The sequence below is a fragment of the Pseudomonas sp. B21-012 genome, from assembly GCF_024749305.1.
Taxonomy (GTDB): Bacteria; Pseudomonadota; Gammaproteobacteria; order Pseudomonadales; family Pseudomonadaceae; genus Aquipseudomonas.
The window spans coordinates 1452652-1478208 of sequence record NZ_CP087197.1 but is presented as its reverse complement, the minus strand read 5'-3'; the positions used below and the strand labels follow the sequence as shown (position 1 = coordinate 1478208).

Here is a 25557-nt window from a genome sequence, read left to right as displayed (position 1 = left end):
TTCATTGCAACCTTGGGTAACGGCGCAAGCCGCCAGGGGCTGGCGGCGCGACAAAGAAGGGGATCAGACCGGGTCGTTGCGACGCAGCAGCTCTTCTGGCAGGTGCTCGATGTACTCGTCCTCGGCCGGTGGCATTTGCAGGTGGTAACCCTGCTGTTCGAGGTTTTCCAGGACCTTGGCAATATCTTCGCGGGCCAGCTGGCGCTCCGGGCTCAGGACCAGGTCGAAGGCATGCACCGGCTTGCCAAAGAACGGCAGCAGGCCTTGGGGCACGCGCTCCAGGCCGTCGGCCTTGAGCACGTACAGGTACATTTCGTTCTTGCGCGGGCTCTTGTAGATCGAGCAGATACGTTTCATGGTTGGTCTCCGGCGCCCGCCAGGCAATCAAGCAGCGCCTGCCCCATGCGCTCACGGCGCCAGCCGCGCAGCGACTCGGGGAGTTGATAGGGTCCGTTGGGGTAGCCGCTCTTGAGCAGCAGTTCCAGGGTTTTCTTGCGCAGCATCAGCTCGGGGGCGATGTTCAGGCGCTCGGCCTCGGCCTGGCCGATGGCGCGCAGTTGCTTGAGCAGCGCCGAGGCTTCGATCGGCAGCGGCTCGGGCACCGCCGGAGGCCATTGCTCCGGCGGCAGGCTGGCGGCCTGCTTGATCAGGCCGAGCAAAAACTCGCCATCCTGACGAATGGTGCGCGGGTGCATGTCTTCGATCTTGGCCAGCGCCGACAGTGAGTCGGGCTGGGTGCGGGCCATCGGCCACAAGGCGTTTTCACGCACGATGCGGTTGCGCGGCAGGTCGCGCGCACGGGCCTCGCGCTCGCGCCAGGCGCACAGCTCGCGCAGTACCGCCAGTTGCGCACGCGACAGCTTCCAGGCCAGCTTGGCTTCGCGGTATAGCTCAAGGGGATCGGTTTCGCGGCGCAGCTGGGCAACCAGTTCGGCGCCGTCTTCAAGCACCCAGGCGTTCTTGTCATCCGACAATTGCGGGCGCAGGCGCTCGTACAGTTCGGCCAGGTGCACGGCGTCTTCGGCGGCGTAGCTGACCTGGGTGTCCGACAGCGGGCGTTGCAGCCAGTCGGAGCGGGTTTCACCCTTGGGCAGGTCAATGCCCAGCACTTCCTGGACCAGGCGCGAATAGCCCATGGAGAAGCCCAGGTTGAGGTAACCGGCGGCCAGCTGGGTGTCGAACAACGGCGCCGGCAGGCTGCCGGTCAGGCGCGACAGCACTTCGAGGTCTTCGCTGCAGGCATGCAGGACCTTGATCACCTGCGCATCTTCGAGCAGGCCGGCCAGTGGCTGCCAGTCGCCGATGCGCAGTGGATCGATCAGGTAGGCCCGTGCCCCGTCGCCGACCTGGATCAAACCGGCTTTCGGATAAAAGGTATCGACCCGCATGAACTCAGTGTCGAGTGCCACGAAGGGCAGCGTGCGCCACTGCTGGCAATGCTCTGCCAGGCTGCGGTCATCGCAAATCCAGTGAATATCAATGGCCACAAGGCTCTCCCACAAACAATGGCGCGCAGTATATACGGCGCAGGCCATCGTCGGGAAACCACTCGACCGCTATCCCTGCCGCCGCTACCGCGCCTGTGATCAGTGCCGGGCCAACATCGGCCGGCAACTGGCGAACAGGTCCAGCTGCGGCTTGTACAGGGCGGTGTGCACCTGCAGCAGGCCGAGCATGGAATGGAACAGATTGTCCTGGCTCAGCGGTTGATTACGGGCCTTCTGCAGGCAGTCGCTGTCGACGCCGAAGCTGGCCTTGTAACTGTCGGAGAACCACGCCAGCAGCGGCACGTGTTTTTGCTGCTCCGGCGCCAGCATGTACGGCGTGCCATGCAGGTACAGGTTGTACTCACCGAGCGATTCGCCGTGGTCGGAGAGGTACAGCATGGCGGTGTCGACCTTGTCCTGCTTGCTGCGCAAGAGGTCGATCAGCGAAGCGAGGACATGGTCGGTGTACACCAGGGTGTTGTCATAGGCGTTGACGATGCTCTCCTGGCTGCACTGGTTGAGGGCGTTGCTGCGGCACACCGGAGTGAAGCGCTCGTACGCTTTGGGGTAACGCTTGTAGTAGTCCGGCCCGTGGCTGCCCATCTGGTGCAGGACCAGCACGGTGTCCTGTTGCAGGTTGTCGATGAAGCTGTCCAGGCCCTTGAGCAGGATCTCGTCGCGGCACTCGTCATCGGCGCACAGCGCCGGGTCCTTGAGGTTGCTGACATCCTCAAACACCACCCGGTCGCAAGTGCCCTTGCAGCCAGACTGGTTATCACGCCAGCGCACCGCCAGCCCTGCCCGCTGCAGCACATCGAGCAGGCCTTCCTGGTTTTTTGCGGTGCTGGCGTCGTAATCCTTGCGGGTGAAGCCGGAGAACATGCACGGCACCGACACGGCGGTTTCGGTGCCGCAGGAGTGCACGTCGGTGAAGGCGATCAGGCCCTTTTCCTGGCTCAGTTGCGGTGTGGTGTCACGGCCATAGCCGAGCACCCCGAAGTTCGGCGCCCGCGCGCTCTCGCCGACCACCAGCACAGTCAGCGACTTGCGCGTACGTTGCTGCCAGGCGACGTCGAGCCTGGCGTCCTCGCCGATGGCGCGAAACGGCTTGGCGGCGCTGCCAACGCGCTCGCCGACATAGCCCAGGGAGGCGCCGACAAAATTGCTCGGCACCAGCAGCAGGCGGATTTCATGGTGATTGCGAAACAGCGAAGCCAGGCCCTGGTAGTTGATCAGCGCGACGGCGCCCAGCACCACAACACAGGCGACACTGGCGAGTAACTTGCCGAACAATTCACGGGCCCAGTTACGGTATAAAACCGGCGTCTTGTACAACAACAAAGAAGGCAAGACACCTAAAAACGTTATATATAAAAAAAGTTTAATCGAGAGCAGGTCACGCACTTCCGTGGCATTCGTCTCCATGGCATTGCGCAGCATGCCGACATCGATCATTACCCCGTACTGGCTCATGAAGTACGCCACTGCGGCACTGACCATGAACAAGGTAATCAGCAGCGGTTTGAGCAGCGGCCTGAAGGCCAGCAGGGTCAATACCAGGTTGAACGCACAGAGGATCATCACCCCAAAGGCCGCGCGCAGCAGCAGGCCGTGGGCATCGGTGGCAAGCACCGAGGCCAGGTGTTGCCACAATAACGAGTTGAAGCCGATCAACAGGTACAGGCTGGCAATCAACGTGACCCATTCGGCCCGCAGGGGTTTGACCTTGAACATGATGGTTCGCTTATTTAAACGTCGGGAACAGTGCCGTTGCGGCACTACCTGGAAACAGCCCGAACTTTAAGTAGCCAGTCATCAATTTTTTGTGAAAAAGACGCCAACAAATAGTCGCTTGGCGTCTATTTAAGTATTACGTTCAGCGTGTGTTCAGGCACCAGCCTGTTTACCCCGGCAGGTGCACTTTTGAATAGGAATCGCGATCAATATCGATTACCTCGACGCACAGCTGGATGTCCAGCTCCGGCGTGCCTGGCACGGCCTCCTTGAGCACCTCCAGCAGGCTCGCCGACAGCTGGCGTTTGATCTCGGCCGAACGGCCGCTGAGGATCGCCAGCTTGATGTGGGCGAACGCACGCTCTACCGGCGCCACGCCCACGCGAAAACTGCCCAGGGCCACGGCGCGGCTCTTGATGTCCAGCTCTTCGGCAAACTGGCCGCTACCGACCAGGGCGTGGTTAAGGCGCAGCAACAGGCGGTCGACCTCGAGGTTTTTCAGGTTGTCGCTGTATTCCACATGAAGATGAGGCATTGCACGGAGTCCTGGGCAGGGCAAATGTTGCAACAGACTACCCCAGCCGCGAAACCCGGCAAAGCCGACTATCCTCTAAGTTCATGACTTCCACCCCACAAACCCCGGAGAGGTGAAGAAATGCCGGTCAAGCACGATTTACTCGCAGACTTGAATCTGACCAAGGACCAGTTCATCGAGAAGAAACAACACGACCCGCGGCTGAGTCAGCTGCATGAAGACTACAACCGCAAAGACGCCGAAGTCGTCGATGCCGAGAACAATAGCGCCGCCGATGACACCGTCACCCGGCTACGCAAGGAACGCCTGAAGATCAAGGACGAGATCGTCGCCCATCTTAAGTAACCCGCACTACCTGTGGGAGCGGGCTTGACCCGCGATAGCGATCTACCTGCCACATCGCATCGCCAGGCAAGCTCGCTCCTGCCACCCCCCCTTAAGACCGCGCCCACACCACCGGAAACCAGTCCTCGCGCATGCGATCGCCGCTCTTCAGATCAATCCCCGGAAACGGCGGTGAGGTCCGGCCGGGCCGCTGGATATAGCGCACGTCATCACCCATGAAACGCGTCGAGAAGGCCCGGCGGCGGTTGCTGCCGTTGTTGCCGGCGGCGCCATGCACGGTACGAAAATCGAACACCACCGCATCACCTGGTTCAAGCTCCGGCGAAAGAATCTGGTATTCGCCGTTCTCCACGTCCGGCATGTCCATGAACAGGCTTTCACCGGAGCCGGCATCGGTGGCGCCATAGAAATCCTTGTTGCTGGCCCAGCTCTTGGGCCGAACCGGCTTGGGCCAGCGATGGGAGCCGAGGACCACGCTCAGGGTGTTGTGGCGGGTGACCGGGTCCAGCGGTATCCAGTAGCTGGCGGTTTGCAGGCCGTCGACGCAGTAGTACGGCAGGTCCTGGTGCCAGGGCGTGGGCTTGGAGGTGCCCGGCTCCTTGACCAGGATGTGTTCATGGAACACCTGCACTTGCCGCGACTGCATCAGCGCCCCGGCAAGCGCCGCAGCGGGCGAGTTGAGCACGAAGTCCTTGAATGCCGGGATGCGTTGCCAGTTGCAGTAATCCTCGAAGAAGCGCCCGCCTTCGCCACTGCCGACGTTCTCAATGGCAAAGGCGCTGGGCGCGGCCAGGTTCTGTTCAAAACCTTCGCGCAGCGGTTCGATCCAGTCGCGGAACACGCCACGCAAGACCACTGCACCGTCACGCTGGAACTGTTCGATATCGGCATTCATCGCAGACCACCTCTCTTGTTGTAATGACAAAAGTATTGGGCGCCCGCGCGCAGCCGGTAAACCACAGATTACCTATGCGCCACTATAGGCAATCTGTATGGCGCGACGGTTGTCAGCCCGCCGCCTTTGGCCGGTTAATGGCCCTGCCTGTGTCCTACGGCGCCTTGCTATCCAAGAATAAGAACAACGAGGAGTTACCTGGGATGAACGAAAACAGCACCGCCTTGCGGCGCGGTCTGAGTACCCGCCACATTCGCTTCATGGCGCTCGGTTCTGCCATCGGCACCGGGCTTTTCTATGGCTCTGCAGCGGCCATCAAACTGGCCGGCCCTTCGGTGTTGCTCGCCTACCTGATCGGTGGCGCGGCGATCTACATGATGATGCGCGCCCTCGGCGAGATGGCCGTGCGCAACCCGGTGTCCGGCTCCTTCGGGCAATACGCCAGCCAGTACCTGGGGCGCTTTGCCGGTTTTCTCACCGGCTGGAGCTACGCCTTCTCGATGCTGGTGGTGTGCCTGGCGGATGTCACCGCCTTCGGCGTTTACATGAGCTTCTGGTTCCCCGACACGCCGCGCTGGATCTGGGTGCTGGGCATCGTCTTCTTCATCGGCGCGCTGAACCTGTGCAGCGTGCGGGTGTTTGGCGAACTGGAGTTCTGGCTGTCGCTGCTGAAAGTCACCGCCATCGTCTCGATGATCCTTGCCGGCGCCGCCGTGCTGATGTTCGGCATCCAGCTGGGCGGCGCCGGCGAGCCCCTGGCGGCGGTGAGCAACCTGTGGAGCCATGGCGGCTTCTTCCCCAACGGCGTAGGCGGCATGATCGCCTCGTTCACCGTGGTGATGTTTGCCTTCGGCGGCGTCGAGATGATCGGCATCACCGCCGGCGAAGCCAAGGACCCGCAGCGGGTGATCCCCCGGGCGATCAACTCGGTACCGCTGCGCATCCTGCTGTTCTACGTGTTCACCCTGTTGGTGCTGATGTCGATCTACCCCTGGTCGAAGATCGGCAGCGAAGGTAGCCCCTTCGTGCAGATTTTCAGCGGCCTGGGCATTGGCTCGGCGGCGACGCTGCTGAACATCGTGGTGATTTCGGCGGCGGTGTCGGCGATCAACAGCGACATCTTCAGCGCCGGGCGGATGATGTACGGCATGGCCCACAACGGCCAGGCACCGGCCAGCTTCGCCCAGCTGTCGCGCTTCGGTGTGCCGTGGATGACCGTGGTGGTGATGGCCGTGGCCCTGCTGCTGGGGGTGGTGCTCAACTACCTGGCGCCGGACAACCTGTTCCTGATCCTCGCGGCGGTGGTGACCTTTTCGATCGTCTGGGTGTGGCTGATGATCCTGCTGTCGCAGATCGTCATGCGCCGCAGAATGAGCGCCGACGAGGTGGCAAGGCTGCACTTCCCGGTGCCGTTCTGGCCGGTCGGCCCGGCCTGCGCGGTGGTGTTCATGCTGTTCATCTTCGGCGTGCTGGCCTGGTTCCCCGACACGCGCATGGCCCTGTACGTGGGCATCGGCTGGCTGGCCCTGCTGTCACTGGGCTACTGGCTGTTCGTCGCCCGCCAACCGCAGGTCAGGCTGGCCGGATCGCCGGGTAACTGATCAGCTCGCCAGCTGCTCGCTGGCCCAGTCGAGGAAGGCCTGCGCCGCCGGTGACGGGCGCATGGCACTGGACTGGGCCAGCACCACCGGCTGCGGGCTGACCGTTTCCAGCAGAGGCCGGCAGGCCAGCGGCTGGCCGTCGTAGCTGCAATCGGCCACCGGCCGGGTGCAAGACAGCGCCACGCCATAGCCATGGGCGACCAGCCCGCGCTGCATCTCGAAAGTCTGGGTCAGTTGCAGGCTGGCCGGTTGCAGGTCATGGGCCCAGAACAGCGAAAGAAAGTATTCGCGGGTCCGGGCGATGTCTTCGAGAATCAAACACTCCGTGGCCAGGTCCACCAGCGATACCCGCTCCTGCAACGCCAGCGGGTGGTCGGCCGGCAGCAGGGCGTAAGGCGTCAGCTGCGCCAGCACGCGCTTTTCGATCGGCGCATCGAGCCCCACGTCATAGGTCAGCGCCAGCTCCGCCTTGCCATCGGCAAGGCGCCGGTTGACCTCGGCAAGATCGGCCTCGAACAAGGTGATGGTGACTTCCGGATGGCGCCGGCGAAAGCCGCTCAGCAAGCGCGGCGCGTAATAGGGCCCCAGGTCCTGGAAGCAGATCAGGCTCAGGCTCCCGCGCATCACCTGTTGCTGCTCGCCCTTGCCGCTGATGGCCGAGGCCAGGTTGAGCATGTCGCGCGCCTGTTCGAGCAGCTTGCGCCCGGCCGGGGTCAGCTCCAGGCCACGGCTGACCTGGCGATGAAAGAGCTTCTCGCCCAGGCTCGCCTCCAGCTGCGACAGCGCCAGTGACACCGACGGTTGGGAAATATGCTTGGTGCGCGCCGCAGCACTGACGCTGCCCTGCTCGGCGGCAGCGACGAAATACTCCAACTGGCGAAAGGTGAAGCCGATCATCGCAATGCCCCTCTGGGATGCTGGAACCAACAGTCGCGCTGTTACCTCGCCAGCGCCGGGCTCAACGCCGCGGGCGTATGCCAGGGGATATCAGCCCAGGCACCGCTGCCGGGGGCCAGCAACTGGCGCAGATGCTGCTCGTGGAACGCTTCGCCCAGCGAGTCGACGCGAAACGCCGCGACCCACTGCTCGCGCCCCAGTTTATAGGCTTTGCCGAAATCTTCCCAACTGTCGAAACAGTCCTGCGCCCGCTGCGCATTGAGCAGCAGCACACGCCAGGCAAGGTCAGGCTCGAGCCAGCGCATCAGCAGCGCACAACGGGCCACAAACGCCACCCGCGCACAGGCAAAGGCCATGGCCGCACGCGGCTCATCGCTGGCCGTCAGCGCCTGCAGGTCGAGGCTGTACCATTGCTGTTCGAGGCTCGTGCGCAAGTGCGCACGCACGGCCTCGTCATCGCAGTTGCTGCGAACCCCGGCCTGGTGCAGCAACGCTGCCCGCACGATCTTCTGCGCTTGCTCGTTGAAGTGATCGCAGGCCGGCGAGTAGAAGCCCTCGACGCCCATCGCATCGGCCATGGGCCTGGCCAGCAACAGCGACCAGTGCTTGCGCTGGCTGAACAACGGCGCGGCGCGCGGTCGCAATGCCCGCCACAACAACCAGGCTGAAACAACAGCCGCGATCAGTAAAAACATGCGCTTCTCCTTACCTTGCCCGGGCCTGCCAGGCCTGGATTTCCTCACCCTCGGCCGGCGTCATGTCCGGCCATGGCACGCCTTCGGTCTGGTACAGCGGATCATTGAGCTGACGCTCAGCGCGCTTGCTGACGATATGCCGGGTGGCGTACTTGACCGACACCGCTTGCGGGCCAGCCTGCAAGAACTGCTGCGGCTGACGCCCGGCCACCAGCCACTCGACCATGGCCGAAGGCGCTTCGAGGCGCTCGTACAGCTGCGGATAGCGCGCCACCAGGCGGGTCTGCGCGGTCGGGTCGCTGACCTCTTCGATGCGCAGCCAACCGGCATCGGTGCGTACGATGCCGATGGCGATGCAGTCGGCGGGCGTCTGCTGGTCGGTGCCCAGGGCATTCAGGCACTGCAGCAAGTCCTGGTAATAACGCTCGACCGGCGGCCGGTTCTGCTTGCCCTTGACCTGCTCGACGGTCAAGGTGCCGTCGGCCTGAACGATCAGGCTGATGGTGATGTGTGGCTGGCCCTGGCCGTCGCGAAAACTCAACACGCGCATGCGCCGCTGCTCCACCGCTTCGGCATAGCGCTCGCCGTAGCCGCCGGTGAGGGCGCGGCGATCGGCGAACTGGCCCAGGCAGTGGCGCATCACGTAGCTTTCAAAGGCCATCTCGGCGCGCAGCAAAGGGCTCTCGGGGCGCAGCTCCTGCAATACGTGCTCAGCAGTGGTCACCCGCGTGAGCAAGGCCTCGGGCTGGCTCTGGCGCCAGCCCTGCTCGACCCGCGCGGCCATCTGCGCATGCTCCTTGTGCCACAGCGCCAGCGCCTGCGGGCAGTTGATGCGGTCGAGCTTGCCAGCCAGCGCGGTGCCCTGGCGCGAGGTCAGGAACTCCACCAGCAAGGCCTCCTCGGCCAGCAGTGGCGCCTGCTGCGGATCGATCCAGACCAGCGGCGCCTGCTGCGACTGTTTGCCGGCGTCGCCCAAATGCCTGGCCACCCACGGCGGCGGTTCGGCCCCCAGCGCCTCGACCGCCTGCTCCAAGGTCAGGATCGGCCGTGCCGGCTCGAAGTTGCCGACCAGGTGCCGGTAGAAATGGTTGAGCAACCATTTGCCCACCTCTGGTGCATCACCACGGGCCTTGCTGCGCTCGGCAATGGCGCGCTTGAGTTGATCGGCATTGAGTGCGTTGCGCGGGGCGTAACCGGACTGTCGCAGCTGCGGTGTCACTTCCATATCTGCCACCAGGCCTTGCCAGCCGGTTTTTCAACGGCCTGCAGCTCGGCGATGCTCTGGCTGAAGATTTCATTGTTGCTCTGGTCGATAGCGTTGTCCGGATCACTGCGCAGGATCGAGCGCTGGTAGTAGGCGATGGCCTCTTCCTTGCGCCCCAGGCCCTTGAGCACATCGCCGGAGCAACCCAGCAGGCTGGGGATGTCACCTTCGTTGACATAGGGCGCGTAGCGCAGCCACAGGCTGGTGGCGGCCTCCGGCAGGTTGTACGACAGGTACGTGGCCACTTTTATCCGCGCGAACAGTTGCGAGACTTCCAGGTCTTTGTCGGCGACTCCTTGCTCTTCCTGCCATTTGAGCACGCGCTCAAGCCAGATCAGGATTTCGCGTTCGCGGTCCAGGCGGTACAGGGCCCGGCTGACTTCGAACAGGTACTCTTCGGGGTCGTGGCGGCTGTAGCCATAGTCGGCGGCGAAGTGCCAGAGCTGTTCGGCGGCTTCGGCGATGCCCGCGTCATCCCCCAGCTCAATGCGGTTTTGCAGGGTGCCATGATAGTGTTCTGCGAACGGACTGGCGGCAATGCCACGGGCATGCAGCTCCAGGGCCTGCTCATACATGCGCTGGTCGTTATAGCAGCGGTAGTTGATCGCCAGGTTGTTGCAGAGCATTGAGTACATGTGCGCACAGGCATCGTAACGATGCCCGCGACCGGTGGCGAAGCATTGCTCCATGCGAGCCTGGCCGCGTTCGTAGGCCAGCTTTTGTACTTCGCGCAACAACGACCAGGCCTGATCTGCTTCCTCGCTCGAGAGCTTCTCGACTTCCACCTCGACCAGGTCGTCGATGTTGCAAGCGAAACTGTAATAGTTCATGCCACCGGCCATTGTCGGCAGCGGTTGGCGCAAGGCATCGACAATGCCGAACACACTGGCATGGGCGCTGAACAGGCTGTAGGCGCTACGGTGGTCTTGCATATTGCCGGCCGAAACGGCCTCGCGCAGCATCGTAAGTTCAGTGTTGGCGTCGATGCGCCCGGCCTGGCGTTCACGCACTGCCAGCAGGCGGTTGATCCAGGGGAAGTTCGGCGCGCGGCGGCGGGCTTCTTCCAGGGCCTGGGCGAAAACGTTGTCGAGCTGCTCAAGGTCATCGCGGGCAGCATGCAGCGCATCGAGCAGCGGGCCCATGGACGGCGTCGACTCGTCGCGCCATGGCAGCCCGGAAACAAACCGCTCCAAGACCTTTTGATCATCACAGGCGCGCATCACGCACAGCGGCCACCATGGCGACTGGTCCTCGGCATCGAGCAGACGATCGTGTACCCAGTAGGCAGTGCCCGGCCACATCTGGCTGCGAACGCCATAGATTTCCATGAATGCACGCTGCCCGGCGTCGTCGATCTGACCGTTTTCAAGCAACCAGGGCAAGTGGAATTCAACAAAGTTGTCACCGCCGCTGGAGTCCAGTTCCAGGGTCGCCACTTCACAGATTTTCAAGGCGCCGGGCAGGTCGCCCTGGGCCTTCAATGAGCGCGCCGCCAGGCGCGCCAGGCGCACTTCCCACTCGCGGCGCTGGGGCAGCGACAGCTCGGCGATCAACTGCACCACAGGTTGCTCGAACATCGCCAGGCGCAGCGGCACGATCTCGATCAGCGCATCGCCCAGCCACAGCCAGTCGTTGCCGTCGACGTCCTGGTCAGCAGCAGCGGTGCGCAACGCGGTAATTGCCGCCAGCGCCGCTTCGCGAGCCTCTTCGTCACGTTCGTGGGCAGCCAGTACCCGCGCCCGGCGCCGATGCTGGTCGGCATCGTCCCAGGCCCGCAAGGCATGGCGGCCGGGGTTGATCAACGCCAGGGTGTGACGCACCTCGATGGCCTTGAGGGCGACGTCGAGGGTGGTGTGCTGCAGATCGTCAAAAATGCGGTAGCGCCGGTACTGTTCGATATCGAACGCCAGCGACTCGTTGCTCAGTTGCTGCAGGGCGTCGAGGGCCTGCAGCAGGCCTTGCTCGTCTTTGAGGTAGTTGCAAAGGCGCAGCTGGTAGATCAGCAGGTTGACCTTGAGTTCGTTGCGCGCCTCTTCTGGCGTCGCCTCGATCAGCGCCTGGCCGTCGTCGGCCAGCACCGCCCTGGAGGCGTCGGCGTCTCCGGCGTTGACCCACAGCACGTGCAGACGGTCAATCGATTCCAGCGAGGCTGCCTTGAGCGGCTGGGCGCGCAGCAGGCCCAGCACGTGGTCGTCACCGTGTTCCTGATGTTCGACCTCAAGACGGTCGATGAATTGATCCAGCTGGATTCCGGACAGCACGGTGCTGTTCTGCGTCATTGTGAACTCCATTTGCGAATGACTGTGCATCGCCCGATGCGCCCTGCGCCGGCGCCCTTGAACGGGCCAACGGGTACTCGTGTACGTCGGCCCTGGACAGGCAACGATGACGAAAGGGATCGGGCAATACAGCGAGGTGCTGCACGCTACCAGTTGGCGTTTGAAAATCCAAGCGGGTGCAGGGGGTGGGCGCGCTGATTAATGCGCAAACAGCGGATCGACACTGTGCAGGCAGCGCTTGATCGAGTCGAGGTCCGGTGCCGGCGACAGGCACAGTTGAATCCTGGCATTGACCGGCACCGAGACCCGCGAGCAATCGGCGCGTTGCCCTTCATAGATCAGCGCATGGCGGATGCGCGGGTTGTCGTGGCAGAACTTCAACAGGTTGAACTGCCGGGAAGGCACCAGCACCGTGTTGACGATCAACAGGTCGAAGGGTGTGCCCTGCGCCCGGGTCGCGGCTTGCAACGCTTGAAAGCTACTCAAGTGGGCAACGCGGCTGTACCCCAGGCGGTTGAGCATGTTTTCTATCTTGCTTCGCTGATCCTGCTGCCGATCAGCGATCACTATGCGCAATGCTATGTTTGACATTCGGTAAACCTGACAGATGGGCTCCGCGAGTCTTTATAAACGCTGCGACTCGCTGAAGTACTGGCAAGGTTACCGTTGGTCGTGTGCAGAGACTCTAAGACAATTCTCAAACGCCCTTACGCCCAAGCCTTAAGGCGTGGTCAGGGTAATCAGGTAGGCGCCGGAACTCAGGGCCTTGCCGGAAGCATCCAGCAGCGCGTACTGCTGGTTGTAGTAACGTCCGGCCGTGCCGCTGTCGGCCACCAGCCTGACGTTGACCGGCGCATGGTCGGGCGTAGTGACCGAAGCCTGCGGGACGACCTGCTGCAGTTCGATGCGGGTACCCCGGGCCTGGGCCGGGCAATCGCTGAGGTTCAAGGCACCGGCCCGGGCCGAAGGCGTGCACGGCGACTCGACGATGCTGCCGGTGAAATTGATCACGCCCTGGGCAACCGGCGTGGCGGCCATGCAGGCCCCGTTCAGACCCAACAGCAACCCTGCAGCGATAGCAACATATTTACTCTTCATGCCGACACTCCTGCGAAAACGGTTGATACCTTGAGTGTCGGCCAGACGGCGCAATGTTTAAGGATTGTCTGATAGGCATTGTTGCGCTTTGCCAAGCAGGTCGCAGAACCGGACAAATAAGCGCCCGCTGGCTGGTCAACGCCTGCGCCAGGGCCTATGTTTAAGGATTGTCTGATGTCTGCAGCATTCGCGACTCACTAGAGTCGGCGAATGAGATTAAAAAGCTACCTGCTGCAAATCAGCCCGCTTCTTTCCAGCCCCGAAGCCGCCCGCCGCTTGCTGCGGTTGTTCGCCGTGGTTTTGCTGATCGGCATCTTCAGCGGCGTGTACAACTTCCTGTTGTTCACCTTCAACAACGACATCTCCCAGCGTCGCGGCTACATGAGCAGCGCGATCGCCGAGGCGCACACCTTCTTCACCAACCGCGAGGCCTTGCTCGAGAGCCTGAGCCTGTCGGCGGTGCGTAAGTCGAAACAGGCAAGGTCCCTGGTCTACCTGCCATCGAGCGAAGAAGTGCACCTGCAACTGGGCAGCACCAGCGACAACCGCTGGAGCATCTGGCTGACCCAGCGCATGCGCGATTACATGAAGGACAAGCAGGTCAGCCTGCTGTATGTCGACACCGGGCCGAACGCGCAGGTCAGGCGCCTGTACAACTCGGCCCCCGGGGTGCCGGGGTTTTCGCCGCGCATGCTTGAGCAGCTACAGGCGCTCAAGGACAACAGCCCCTACCCCGCCGCCGAACTGTGGCTGACCGACCAGACCGAGCAGCGCTCGTACCTGTACATCTTCATTCGCCTGGATGAGCGCGACGCCGAGTCGGGCTGGCTGGGCCTGGAAATGGACAGCCGCGAGGTGTCGGCGGCGCTCAATGACCAGAGCGCCGGCGAGTTCATGATGCTCAACTCCGAAGGCATGCTGGTGTTCACCAACAGCCACGATGCGCACCTTGGGCAGATGCTGCTCAACTCCCAGGGGGAAAACTTCTTCGGTTTTGTCGGCGACGGCTGGATACCCGACCACCTGGTGATCCGCAAGCACTTGAAGTCCTCGGACTGGCAACTGGTGTACTCGATCGACCTGCTGGCGGTGCTGGCCGGGTTGTGGAAGCAGTTGGTCGGCTCGCTGCTGTTCTGCCTGTTCACCGTGACCCTGATCCTGCTGCTGATGCGCCGCATCGAGCATCGCTTCATAGCACCGGCGATCAACCGCATCCAGGCCCTGATCGAAAGCGAGGCGTTCAGCCGCGATGTGATCCAGACCGCACCGGTGGCCTTGTGCGTACTGCGCCGCACCGACGGCAAGGTGGTGCTGGAAAACACCCTGGCGCAACAATGGCTGGGCGACGGCCTGGAGCGCGATGTGCTGTGCGCCGGCTGGATCAACCAGGCCTTCGCCAGCCAGCAAGCCGAGCGCAGCGACTACTTCGCCACCGCCGATGGCCGCCACCTGTACCTGAGCAGCGCGCCGACCCGCTACAACGGCGAAGACGTGCTGTTCTGCGCCTTCAGCGACATCAGTGCGCGCAAGCAGGTTGAAGCGGCGCTGGAAGAAGCGCGGCAATCGGCCGATGCCGCCAACGAGGCCAAGACGCTGTTTCTGGCGACCATGAGCCACGAGATCCGCACCCCGCTGTACGGTGTGCTGGGTACCCTGGAACTGCTGGCGCGCACCCAGCTCGATGCCCAGCAGCGCGATTACCTGCACGCGATCGAAGGCTCGTCAGCGACCCTGTTGCAGTTGATCTGCGACGTGCTGGATGTGTCGAAGATCGAAGCCGGGCAACTGGCCCTGGAGCTGAGCGAGTTCTCGCCCGCGGAGCTGGTCCACGAGGTCATCCAGGGCTACAGCGCCGCGGCCCAGGGCAAGAACCTGCAGTTGTACGCCTGCTTCGATCCGCAACTGCCGGAGCGCCTGATTGGCGACGTGACGCGGATCCGCCAGATCCTCAACAACCTGCTGAGCAATGCGGTCAAGTTCACCGACAGCGGCCGGGTGGTGTTGCGGGTCAAGCTGATCAACCGCGATGGCGAGCGTTCAAGCCTGATGTGGCAGGTGTCGGATACCGGCAAGGGCATCGCCGAGGAAGACCACCCGTACATTTTCGAGCCGTTCTACCAGACTGAAGGCAACACCAACGTAGTGGCCGGCACCGGCCTGGGCCTGCCGATCTGCCAGCGCCTGACCCAGTTGATGAACGGCCAGTTGCGCATGGTCAGCGAACTGGGCCTGGGCAGCAGTTTTACCCTGACCCTGCCACTGGAAGAAGCCTCGGCCAGCAGCGACCTGCCGGCCCAGGGCAACCTGTTGCCCGAGACCATCTACGTAGTCTCGCCGATTCGCGAGCTGGCGCAGTCGATCAGCGGCTGGCTACGCCGCTGGGGCGCCCGGGCCCAGGTCGGGCGGCCAACGCCGGCGGATGCCGCCAGCGGCCACCTGCTGCTCGAGCTGCACCCCGGCAGCGCCGAGCAAGCGCTGGTGGCCGACTGGAGCGGGCCGCTGATCCTGGCCAGCGCCCATGGCTGCTGCGAGCCGCAACTGGAAGACGGCCGCTGGCAGGTCAACCTCAACCACCTCAGTGCTCTTTACCAGGCCGTCCGCCAGGCCCAGGGGCTGTGGATCGCCCGTACCGATGACCCGCAAAAGCGCGAAATGCAGAAACTCGAGCTGCACATCCTGGTGGCCGAAGACAACATCATCAACCAGTTGATCCTGCGTGATCAGCTCGAAGAGCTCGGCTGCACCGTCGAGTTGGCGGGGGACGGTATCGAGGCCCTGCAATTGTGGAAAAGCGGGCACTTCGACGTGGTCCTGACCGATGTGAACATGCCCAAACTCAATGGCTACGAACTGGCCAGAGAACTGCGCCGCCAAGGCTGCTCGATCCCGATCATCGGAGCGACGGCCAATGCCATGCGCGGCGAAGCCGAACTATGCCTTGCAGCCGGAATGAATCATTGCCTGGTCAAGCCTTTCGCGCTGCGGGCCTTGTTCAACTATCTGGCGCCTTATCAAGAGACCTCTCATGAAGCCCTATAACATCTTGATCGTCGAGGACCACCCGTTCCAGCACATGTACTTGCAGCACCTGTTCAGCGAATTGGGCGATTTCCATTTCGAAGCGGCCCAGGACGGCAAGGAAGCGCTGGAACACCTGCAGCGGCGTGACTTCGACCTGGTGCTGACCGACCTGCTGATGCCCGGCATGGACGGCGTGCAGTTCATCCAGGGCCTGGCCAGGCTGCGCAGCAAACCGGACCTGGCAATCATGAGCGCCGCCTCCAAGCGCATGCTCATGGCTGCAAGCCTGGTGGCCAAAAACCTTGGCGTCGAAGTGATCGGCCTGCTCTCCAAGCCGGTCAAGCCCGATGCCCTGCGCAACCTCACCGATCAGCTCAACGGCAAGAACCGCAGCGCGCCGCCGGTGCCGCCGGCGGTGGCGCAGTTCGACTACCAGGCGCTTATCCATGGGCTGAGCAACGGCCAGTTCCAGGCCTGGTTCCAGCCGAAAAAATCCCTCAGCAATGGCCGCATCGTTGCCGCTGAAGCCCTGGTGCGCTGGATGCACCCGGAGCAAGGCGTGCTGCTGCCCGGCGCGTTCCTGCCGGCGTTCAAGACCTTCGAATTGGAAGAGCGCCTGCTGTGGCTGATGCTCAAGCAGGCGATCCATGCCCAGGCGCGCTGGCGCCAGCAGGGGTATGACATTCCGGTATCGATCAACCTGCCGACCCACCTGCTCAACAGCCATGACCTGGCCGACCGCTTGCTGGAGTTCGTCCTGCACCACCAGGGCATCCCCGGCAAGATCTGCTTCGAGCTGATGGAGTGCTCGGTGCCCCAGGACATCAGTAACTTTTACGCCGGCGCCTGCCGCCTGCGCATCAAAGGCTTCGGCCTGTCCCAGGATGACTTCGGCAAGGGCTACAGCTCGTACATGAACCTGGTCTCGACGCCGTTCACCGAGCTCAAGATCGACCGTGCCCTGGTCCAGGGCTGCCATGAAAACGAAAGCATGACCTCGGCGCTGACCAGCATCGTCGCCCTGGGCCGCAAGCTAGGGTTGACGGTGGTCGCCGAAGGGGTCGAGACGCCCCAGGAGCTTGCCCTGTTGCGCAAGATCGATTGCAACCAGGCCCAGGGTTTTTTGATTTCCCACGCGGTATCGTCCGAGCAGTTTCAGCAATTGCTCACCAATGACGGGCCGGCCACCTTCTATTGAGTGGCCGCAGCGCCCTTGAATTGCCAGCAGAGGTACACTCCATCCAGCCACCACCCTTACTGATACTGCGGAAGCTCCTGATGAAGCACGACAACGCCCTGCTGGAAAAACTCACCCGCAGTTCGTTGCGTCTGAACAAAGGGATGATGGTGTTGCTTGGCCTGGCTTTGCTGTTGGTCGGCACCAGCTACTGGTCGTTTCAGCGCCTGATCGAGGAGCAGCACGACACCGTGCGCTTTCACTTTGCCCGGCTGATGGAAAACATCCGCGAGCAGGAAGTGTTCTTGCGCAGCCTGGCCCAGCGCAGCCATCAGGGCGAGTTGCTCAAGGACGAGAATGCCCAGGTGCGCTTGCTCAAAGCCTTGCCGGAAGAAGGCCCGAATATTTACCAGGGCCAGGAGTTTTCCTACTCCATGCCCTTCAGCGCCAAAATCGACCCAGAGAAAATCGCCGCCAGCGAACACGCCAAGATATTCTCCCTTGGCGTGCACCTGGCGACCTTTTACAGCACGTTCTGGTCGACCTCGCACTACCAGTCGCCGCATGTGTTCCTGTTCAACCAGCACGGCAACTTCGACATCACCGTGCCGGCCGCAGGCCATGCAGGGGCCAAGACCGTACCGCACAACGAAAGCTTCATCGACATGATCCGTAGCGTGATCGATCGCCTGCCGCGCGACCATCAGTTGCTGCGCGAAGGTGAAGTCTGCTGGCAACACTATGGCCCAAGCGCCGCCAGCCCGGGCCCGGCGCGCATGCTGGCGTACATCGGCATCCAGCTGGCCGCGGACGAAATCCACATCAAGGGCGCCGACACCCGGGTGATGATCGCCAGCATCCTCGATTTGTCCCAGGCCAATGACTACGAACGCACCATGGAATGGTCGATCTATGACCACTTCACCCTGGTGGCGCCTTCCGGCCAGGTGCTGATTGGCGCGTTGTGGCCAGAATCGCCGCTGCATGAGGGGATCAACTTCAAGCCCGAAGGCCTGGTGTTCAAGCTGGTCAACCACAATGGCCCGGCGTGGACGGCAGTCTATGCCCTCAACTACCGCAGCTTCTTTCGCTATGCCCTGTGGCCGCTGAGCAGCCTTGGCGCCGCGCTGCTCGCGCTGGTCGCCATGGGCTGGGGTGCCAACCGCTGGTACCGCCGCCAGGTGATCCTGCCGGCGCGCCAGGCGCATGCCAGCATCGCCGAAAGCGAAGCCTTCAGCCGCGTGGTAATCGATACCGCGCCCACCGGCCTGTGCGTGGTGCGCCGCGCCGACAACCAGGTGCTGGTGGAAAACCAGCGGGCCCAGCAGTCGCCGGGCAGCGCCAAGCTGATCAGCGCCCTGGAGCGGCGCACCGACCAGGGCGAGACGGGTGAGACCTACCTGGAAATCGACGGCCGGCACCTGCAGGTGGGGTTTGTCTCGACCCGCTACCAGGGCCAGGATGTGCGCCTGTATGCCTTCAACGACGTCACCCGGCATATTGAAGATGCCACGGCCCTGGAAGAAGCGCGGCGCGCCGCCGATGCCGCCAACGAAGCCAAGACCCTGTTCCTGGCGACCATGAGCCATGAAATCCGCACCCCGCTGTACGGCGTGCTCGGTACCCTCGAACTGCTCGGCCTGACTCGCCTGGAGCCGCGCCAGCAGGAATACCTGCAGACCATCCAGCGCTCCTCGGCTACTTTGTTCCAGCTGATCAGCGACGTGCTCGACGTGTCGAAGATCGAGTCCGGGCAGATGGCGATCGAGTCCATCGAGTTCTGCCCCCTGGACCTGATTGAAGACACCCTGCACACCTATGCCGCCTTCGCCCAGCGCAAGGGCCTGCAGCTCTATGCCTGCACCGACGCCGCGCTGCCCGAGCGCCTGCTCGGCGACCCGATGCGCATTCGGCAGATCCTCAACAACCTGTTGAGCAATGCCATCAAATTCACCGACACCGGGCGCGTGGTCCTGCGCACCCGGGTGCTGGCGCGAGAAGATGACAAGGTCAGCCTGGAGTGGCAGGTCACCGACACCGGCATCGGCATCTCCACGGCGCAGCAGGCCAAACTGTTCGAGCTGTTCTACCAGGTGCAGGACGCCTGCAGCGAAGGTGGCGCAGGCCTGGGCCTGCCGATCTGCTGGTGGCTTAGCGAAATGATGGGCGGACAACTGAAAGTGGTCAGCGAACCGGGGCTGGGCAGCAGTTTTGCCCTGCGCATGAGCTTGCCGGTGCTGGCAGGCCAAACCCTAAGCAGCGCACCAGTTGCAGCCGCGTCGATCCCGGTTTACGTGCGCGCCCCGGTACAGGAGCTGGCGCAATCGCTGGTCGACTGGCTTGTCCGCCTCGGCGTACACGCCGCCCTGGCCCCCCAGCCACTGGAAGCCAAGCATGCGCCGGCGGTACTGGTCGATGCCTTGCCGGCGACCAACGCCCCAGCCTGGCCGGGGCCACGGGTGCTGTGCACGGCCGGTGGGCGCAACCCGCCGGAATACACCGGGCAGGGCTGGAATGTCGACCTGCACAACCTGCGCGCCATCGCCGACGCGGTGGGCATGGCCCGCCTGGGCACGCCGCAGGCATCGCAGCAGCCCGCGCAACAGCAGGCCGACAACCTGCAACTGCGCATCCTGGTGGCCGAAGACAACCCGATCAACCAGGCGATCATCAAGGAACAGCTCGAGGCCCTGGGCTGCACCGCGGTGGTCGCCAGCAACGGCGAACAGGCCCTGCACCTGTGGCAGCCCGAGGTCTTTGACCTGGTGCTGACCGACGTCAACATGCCGGTCATGAACGGCTATGAGCTGGCCCGCACCCTGCGCGAGCATGACCCGCAGTTGCCGATCATCGGCGTCACTGCCAACGCCATGCGCGAAGAGGGCATGCGCTGCATCGCCGTCGGCATGAACGCCTGGATCGTCAAGCCGCTGAGCCTGCAGACCCTGCGCGGCCACCTGCTCAAGCTCTGCCGCCCGGCCTTGCAGAATGCAGCAACGCGGGTCGAGCCAGACACCCTCACCGCCCCCGCCGCCGCCCCGGCCACCGATAGCCTGCAGCTTTCAGAGCGGATGCGCCCGCTGTTCATCACCACCATGCGCGATGACCTGCAACTGATCCGCTGCGCGCTGGAGCAAAGTGACGCTAGAATCGTCGCACAAAGGCTGCACAGCATCGCCGGCGCCCTCGGCGCGGTACAGGCCAGCGACCTGGCCGAGCACTGTACGGCGCTTGAGTGCCGCCTGGCAGGCGGGACAATCGATGCTTCCCTGCGCCTTGAAGTGCAGCAGATACTGAGCCGGCTTGCCGCTGTTGTGGATGCGCTCGAGTAACAACAATCAGGCTTACCTGCGGCCGTATGGACACCCCCTAACCTTCTATACCGGTACTACGGACAGCCACTATGGACAAACTCAAAGTCATCATCGCGGACGATCACCCGATCGTGCTTCTCGGTGTGCGCGAACTGGTAGAACGTGACGAGCGTTTTTGCGTGGTCGGCGAGGCCGTGTGCTCGAAAGGCCTGATCGAACTGCTTGAGCAACAACCGGTGGACCTGGTGATCACCGACTACAACATGCCGGCCGACTCGCCGTATGGTGATGGCCTGAAACTGGTCGATTACCTGAAACGACACTTTCCGCACCTGCAGGTGCTGATCCTGACGATGATCTCCAACCACCTGATCCTCACCCGCCTGCATGAGCTGGGCGTGGTCGGGGTGATCCAGAAGAGCCAGCTGCACACCGAAATCCAGCTGGCGCTCAAGGCCGTGGCCCAGCAAAGCCAGTACCGCAGCCTGGAACCTGCAAAAACCTCGGTCATCGAAACCACCGCGGCGATCGAGGACCGGTTTGCCACACTGTCACCCAAAGAGTTTGAAATACTGCGACTGTTTGTCGCCGGTAAAAGTGTCAGTGATATTGCCCGCAGCCAGAACCGAAGTGCCAAGACCATCAGCGCGCAAAAGATTTCGGCCATGCGCAAACTTGATGTTAATAGCGACCAGGACTTACTGGCTTATTGCCTGGAGCGCAGTATCTTTAACTAAGTTTCCGGGCAACAAGGTCAGGAACCGATAAAGACTTTGTTGCCAGAACGCCCGCCCCACCTGGGCTCAGACCTTATAAGAATCGTCTGATGTTCGGCAAACACCCCCCGTTCTATTGTGTATTGGCATTTTCATGCAGCACTTTCCAACCAATACAAATGGACATCACCATGAAGAAGTTCTCCCTGGCCCTTATCACTCTGTCCGTACTTGCAGCGTCCGGCGCTGCCCTGGCAGCAGAAACGACGCCTGTTCAAGGTGGCAGCGGCAAGATCACCTTCACCGGCGTGATCAACAACGACGCCTGCTCGGTTGACGGCGCCAACGCTGATCGCGTGATCTCCGTGGACATGGGCACTGTATCGATCAAGGACATGGGCACCGCTGAAAGCCCGTCCTCGGGCCGTGTCACCGGTAAAGACTTCAACCTCAACGTCAACTGCAACCTGGGCACCAAAGTCTCGATGATCTTTGACGCCGCCAGCGGCGGTTCGGGCCTGGTCACCGGCAAGAAAGTCCTGGCCCTGACCAAAGGCACCGGCACTGCAGCCAACGTCGGTATCGCCCTGCTCGACAGCAACGGCGCGCTGATCGACCTGAGCTCGAAAACCACCGCCATGATCCAGAGCGACATGCACGGTACCGGCGCTGCCGGTGGCGACGCGATCCTCAACTTCTCCGCCGCCTACGTCACCACTGGCGCAGCGGGCACTGCCACCGCCGGTCGCGGTGACGCCACCCTGCCGTTCATCCTGCAATACGAATAAGTCGTAGCGCCTGAACTGCTTTGTGCGAGGCCGCCCGGCCTCGCCATTGGCCCTGAAGCAAAACCCCTGAATCAAACGGTACAGACCATGTTGCGTCGTTCTATTCCCGCATGCCTGGGGCTGCTCGGCATGCTCATGGCCGGCCAGGCCATGGCCAGTATTTCGCTGAGTGCCACGCGGATTGTCTTTGATGGCAACCACAAGGAAGCCAACGTCACCGTGCGCAATGGCAACCAGGACGTGCTGATTCAATCCTGGGTCGACGACAGCGATGCCCAGCGCAGCGTGCCCTTTGCCGTAACCCCGCCACTGGCACGGGTGTTCGCCCGTGAACAGCAGTTGCTGCGAGTGCTGTACGAAGGTGCCGGGATGCCTGCGGACAAAGAGTCGGTGGTCTGGCTCAACGTCCAGGAAATCCCTCAGGCCGCCGCCGCAGCCAACACCCTGCAACTGGCCGTGCGCCAGCGCATCAAGATTTTCTTCCGCCCCGCAGGCTTGCCTGGCAATGCCCTTATGGCGCCGACCGAACTGCAATGGCAACTGCTGCGCCACAGCGGCAAGACCCTGCTGCAGGTCAATAACCCGAGCCTTTATCACGTCTCGATGGCGGATATAAAACTTGAGGCGGGCAAACTTAGCGAACTGGCAGCGGACTCCACCATGGTCGCGCCGGGTGAAGTAAAGACATTTCCGGTTAAAACCCTGGGTAGCGATAACAACGTGCGCCTGAGTTTTTCCAGCATCAATGATTACGGTGCGCAAAACCAATACACCACGACACTGTCCAGCGGCCAGGCAAGTACCGCTGCCCAAGCGCCGGGCAAACAATAACGGTTAATGCCCAGGCGTTAAGCCTGCGCGTAACTGCGCCCCTCGCCGCGCCCAGTCGTTATTCGGGATACAAGGTTCCTTCGCATGTCTTTATCTTCCGGTAACAGGCCAACTCATTGCGCCGGCCAACGTGCGTGCGCTCCGTCTGCAACTGCCCGTCTGTGGAAGTTGAGCGCCCTGTCGCTGGCCGTGCTTGGCGCGATGCCGGTGCTGGCCGCGCAGGACACCGGCGATGCGCAACAACTGGAAGCCTTCAACACCACCTTCCTGCAAGGCGCACCTTCGTCGGTCGACCTGCAACTGCTGCTGTCGGCCAACAGCGTGTTGCCGGGCAACTACCGGGTCGACCTGTACAGCAACGAAGTGCTGGTGGGCCGGCGTGACATCGATTTCAACCGCAACCCGGCCACCGGCCGCGTCGAACCGTGCCTGACCCTGGAGTTGCTGCAACAGCTGGGCATCGACCTGAACAAACTGCAGGCCCAGGGCAAGTTCGACCCGGACACCCCGCAAAGCTGCTACGACCTGCCCAGCCTGATCGACCAGGCCAGCCTGCGCTATGACGCCGCGCGCCTGCAACTGGCGGCCAGCGTGCCGCAAGTGGCAATGCAGCGCGGTATCCGTGGCTACGTCGACCCGGCGCTGTGGGACGACGGCGTGCCTGCGGCGTTCATCAACTACCAGTACAACAGCAGCCGCAGCGCCGGCGATGCCGACACGCGCATCGCCAATAACCTCGGCCTGCGCAACGGCATCAACCTCGGTGCCTGGCGCTTGCGCAACGAGTCGAACTTCACCAGCAGCACCGGTCGCCCAAGCACCTTCAAGAGCAACCGCAGCTACCTGCAGCATGACGTCACGGCCCTCAAGGGCCAGTTCAGCGCCGGGGATATCTTCAGTGACACCGACCTGTTCGACAGCGTGCGCTATCGCGGTGTGAAGCTTGCGTCCGACGAAGGCATGCGCGCCGACAGCGAACGCGGCTACGCGCCGATCATCCGTGGCGTGGCGCAGACCAACGCCACCGTCGAGATCCGCCAGAACAACTACATCCTGTACACCGCCAGCGTGCCGCCCGGGCCGTTCGAGATCAGCGACATCTACCCGTCCGGCTCCAACGGCGACCTGCAAATCACTATCGTCGAGGCTGACGGCCGCCGTCGGGTAACCACCCAGGCGTTCTCCAGCCTGCCGATCATGGTCCGTGAAGGCCAGGTCAAATACAGCGTCTCGGCCGGCCAGTTCAACAGCAACACCGACGGCATGGCCACCCCGAACATCCTCAGCAGCACCCTGGCCTACGGTATCAGCAGCAGCCTCACCGGGATCATCGGTGTACAGGCCAGCGACAACTACAAGGCGCTGTCGCTGGGCGCCGGCAAGAACACTTCGCTGGGCGCGGTGTCGTTCGACGTCACCCATTCGAGCAGCCGCGCGCTGGGGCAAACCACCCAGGGTAACAGTGTGCGTGCCCTCTATGCCAAGACCTTCACCGGCACCGACACCAACTTCACCCTGGCCGCGTACCGCTACTCCACCGAAGGTTTCCGCACCCTGACCGACCATGTCCAGGATTTGAGCAGCGACCTGGAGCGGCGCCCAGGCAACTCCAAGACCCGCACCGACCTGACCATCAACCAGAGCATGGGCCGCAACCGCGAACTGGGCAGCCTGTACGTCAACGCCAGCGACCAGCGCTACTGGAACCGCGGCGGTTCGCAGAGCTTTTCGGCCGGCTACAGCAACAACTGGGGCGAAGCCAGCTACAACCTCGGCGTCACCCGCACCAAGGATTTGGGCGACGGCTACGGCGGCTCAAGCAGCGATACCCAGTTCAACCTGTCGGTGTCCTTCCCGCTGGGCAGCCGCGCCCGGGCGCCGCGTGCGTTCATCACCACCAGCACACAAAAAGGCGGCGACAGCACCCAGGTCGGCGTCAACGGCTACCTGTCCGAGACCAGCGACACCTTCTATTCGGTCCAGGGCGGCAACAGCAGCTCCGGCGGCAACTCCGCCTCGGCCAACCTCAACACCCGCACCTCGGTGGCCGACATCACCCTGGGCTACAGCCAGGGCCGCGGCTACGACTCGCAGAACCTCAACGTATCGGGCTCGGTGGTTGCCCACCAAGGCGGCATCAACCTCGGCCAGACCGTCGGCGAAACCTTCGCCCTGGCCCAGGTGCCGGGCGTCAAGGGCGCCAAGATCAGCAGCTACAGCGGCGTCGAAACCGGGCGCAACGGCTACGCAGTGATTCCCAATGCGCAACCTTACCGGGTCAACTGGATCAGCCTGGACACCCGCGAACTGGGCGGCGACATCGAAATCGACAACGCCACCCAGCAACTGGTACCGCGCCGCGGCGCCGTGGTAGTGGCCCGCTACACCGGCAAGAGCGGGCGGCGGGTGCAGTTCGAGCTGTTCGACGAACAGGGCGCGATGATCCCGTTCGGCGCCTCGCTGGAAGACGCCAGCGGCAAACAACTGGCAATTTCCGACCCCAACGGCAAGGCGCTGGTGTTGCTGGAAGAAGACCAGGGCAGCCTGACCATCAAGTGGGGCGAGCGCCAGTGCACAGCGCCGTATAGCCTGCCGGAGCGGGACAAGGCGCTGAACTATGAGCGTCAGCGCTTGGTGTGCCGGCCCTGATGCGGCCTCATGTGACCAAAAGCCCCGCAATGCGGGGCTTTTTGTTATCTGTGTGATCTGGAACTTATTAATAGGCAGAAACGAAAAAACCCCTGAATCTTGCGATTCAGGGGTTTTCTCTTGTATGGCGGAGAGATAGGGATTTGAACCCTAGGTACTGTTGCCAGTACAACGGATTTCGAATCCGTCCCGTTCGGCCACTCCGGCATCTCTCCAGTGGCGCGCATGATA

20 protein-coding genes and 1 tRNA gene are annotated in these 25557 nt (G+C 62.9%); 9 read left to right on the top strand and 12 right to left on the bottom strand.

Annotation, left to right across the window (positions count from 1 at the left end):
- Positions 1-63: 63 nt before the first annotated feature.
- The 4 genes from LOY37_RS06760 to LOY37_RS06745 form a co-directional block, all read right to left on the bottom strand.
- Positions 64-357 (bottom strand): YcgL domain-containing protein, encoded by a 294-nt coding sequence (locus tag LOY37_RS06760; protein ID WP_258716514.1) that lies wholly within the window; start codon positions 355-357, stop codon positions 64-66.
- Positions 354-1487, bottom strand: coding sequence for a ribonuclease D (rnd, locus tag LOY37_RS06755; RefSeq protein WP_093386236.1), 1134 nt, complete (start codon positions 1485-1487; stop codon positions 354-356). The genes LOY37_RS06760 and rnd overlap by 4 nt, the downstream gene beginning before the upstream one ends.
- A 99-nt stretch (positions 1488-1586) precedes the next feature.
- Entirely contained in the window at positions 1587-3221 is a 1635-nt protein-coding gene (locus LOY37_RS06750) for a phosphoethanolamine transferase (RefSeq protein WP_045193485.1), read from the bottom strand.
- A 169-nt stretch (positions 3222-3390) separates the two neighbouring features.
- Entirely contained in the window at positions 3391-3756 is a 366-nt protein-coding gene (locus tag LOY37_RS06745; protein ID WP_093386246.1) for a 5-carboxymethyl-2-hydroxymuconate Delta-isomerase, read from the bottom strand.
- 120 nt (positions 3757-3876) lie between these two features.
- Between LOY37_RS06745 and LOY37_RS06740 the strand changes: the two genes are divergently transcribed.
- Positions 3877-4101, top strand: a complete 225-nt coding sequence (locus LOY37_RS06740) for a YdcH family protein (RefSeq protein WP_045193487.1) — start codon at positions 3877-3879, stop codon at positions 4099-4101.
- Positions 4102-4192: 91 nt separating this feature from the next.
- On the opposite strand, the gene LOY37_RS06735 is transcribed toward LOY37_RS06740, so the two are convergent.
- Entirely contained in the window at positions 4193-4996 is an 804-nt protein-coding gene (locus LOY37_RS06735) for a phytanoyl-CoA dioxygenase family protein (RefSeq protein WP_093386256.1), read from the bottom strand.
- 203 nt (positions 4997-5199) lie between these two features.
- Here LOY37_RS06735 and LOY37_RS06730 point away from each other — a divergent pair, with 203 nt between their 5' ends.
- On the top strand, positions 5200-6597 hold the full coding sequence (locus tag LOY37_RS06730; RefSeq protein ID WP_258716513.1) for an amino acid permease: 1398 nt from the start codon (positions 5200-5202) through the stop codon (positions 6595-6597).
- Here the strand turns inward: LOY37_RS06730 and LOY37_RS06725 are convergent, their stop codons facing one another.
- From LOY37_RS06725 to LOY37_RS06700, 6 genes are all read right to left on the bottom strand, one after another.
- A complete protein-coding gene (locus LOY37_RS06725; protein ID WP_258716512.1) occupies positions 6598-7494 on the bottom strand; it encodes a LysR substrate-binding domain-containing protein in 897 nt (298 codons plus the stop codon).
- A 41-nt stretch (positions 7495-7535) separates the two neighbouring features.
- Positions 7536-8189, bottom strand: a complete 654-nt coding sequence (locus LOY37_RS06720; RefSeq protein WP_258716511.1) for a DUF1266 domain-containing protein — start codon at positions 8187-8189, stop codon at positions 7536-7538.
- A 10-nt stretch (positions 8190-8199) separates the two neighbouring features.
- Positions 8200-9414: a hypothetical protein gene (locus LOY37_RS06715; protein WP_258716510.1), complete on the bottom strand. Its 1215-nt coding sequence runs from the start codon at positions 9412-9414 to the stop codon at positions 8200-8202.
- Positions 9405-11732, bottom strand: coding sequence for a hypothetical protein (locus tag LOY37_RS06710; RefSeq protein WP_258716509.1), 2328 nt, complete (start codon positions 11730-11732; stop codon positions 9405-9407). The genes LOY37_RS06715 and LOY37_RS06710 overlap by 10 nt, the downstream gene beginning before the upstream one ends.
- 198 nt (positions 11733-11930) lie before the next feature.
- Positions 11931-12254, bottom strand: coding sequence for a chemotaxis protein CheY (locus LOY37_RS06705; RefSeq protein WP_230090928.1), 324 nt, complete (start codon positions 12252-12254; stop codon positions 11931-11933).
- 198 nt (positions 12255-12452) lie between these two features.
- Positions 12453-12830: a hypothetical protein gene (locus LOY37_RS06700; protein WP_093386285.1), complete on the bottom strand. Its 378-nt coding sequence runs from the start codon at positions 12828-12830 to the stop codon at positions 12453-12455.
- Positions 12831-13040: 210 nt separating this feature from the next.
- Here LOY37_RS06700 and LOY37_RS06695 point away from each other — a divergent pair, with 210 nt between their 5' ends.
- From LOY37_RS06695 to LOY37_RS06665, 7 genes are all read left to right on the top strand, one after another.
- Positions 13041-15869, top strand: a complete 2829-nt coding sequence (locus LOY37_RS06695) for an ATP-binding protein (RefSeq protein ID WP_213602151.1) — start codon at positions 13041-13043, stop codon at positions 15867-15869.
- Entirely contained in the window at positions 15856-17049 is a 1194-nt protein-coding gene (locus LOY37_RS06690; protein ID WP_045193498.1) for an EAL domain-containing protein, read from the top strand. The genes LOY37_RS06695 and LOY37_RS06690 overlap by 14 nt, the downstream gene beginning before the upstream one ends.
- 80 nt (positions 17050-17129) lie before the next feature.
- On the top strand, positions 17130-20360 hold the full coding sequence (locus tag LOY37_RS06685; RefSeq protein ID WP_258716508.1) for a hybrid sensor histidine kinase/response regulator: 3231 nt from the start codon (positions 17130-17132) through the stop codon (positions 20358-20360).
- 71 nt (positions 20361-20431) lie between these two features.
- Positions 20432-21079 (top strand): response regulator, encoded by a 648-nt coding sequence (locus LOY37_RS06680; protein WP_123565844.1) that lies wholly within the window; start codon positions 20432-20434, stop codon positions 21077-21079.
- Between the two features lie 170 nt (positions 21080-21249).
- Positions 21250-21846: a fimbrial protein gene (locus LOY37_RS06675; protein ID WP_093387664.1), complete on the top strand. Its 597-nt coding sequence runs from the start codon at positions 21250-21252 to the stop codon at positions 21844-21846.
- Between the two features lie 87 nt (positions 21847-21933).
- Complete coding sequence (locus tag LOY37_RS06670; protein ID WP_195885873.1) at positions 21934-22677, top strand: molecular chaperone; 744 nt, start codon at positions 21934-21936, stop codon at positions 22675-22677.
- A gap of 84 nt (positions 22678-22761) precedes the next feature.
- Complete coding sequence (locus LOY37_RS06665) at positions 22762-25326, top strand: fimbria/pilus outer membrane usher protein (protein ID WP_408980692.1); 2565 nt, start codon at positions 22762-22764, stop codon at positions 25324-25326.
- A 125-nt stretch (positions 25327-25451) separates the two neighbouring features.
- Here LOY37_RS06665 and LOY37_RS06660 read toward each other — a convergent pair.
- Positions 25452-25541 (bottom strand) — tRNA-Ser (locus LOY37_RS06660).
- Between the last annotated feature and the right edge of the window lie 16 nt (positions 25542-25557).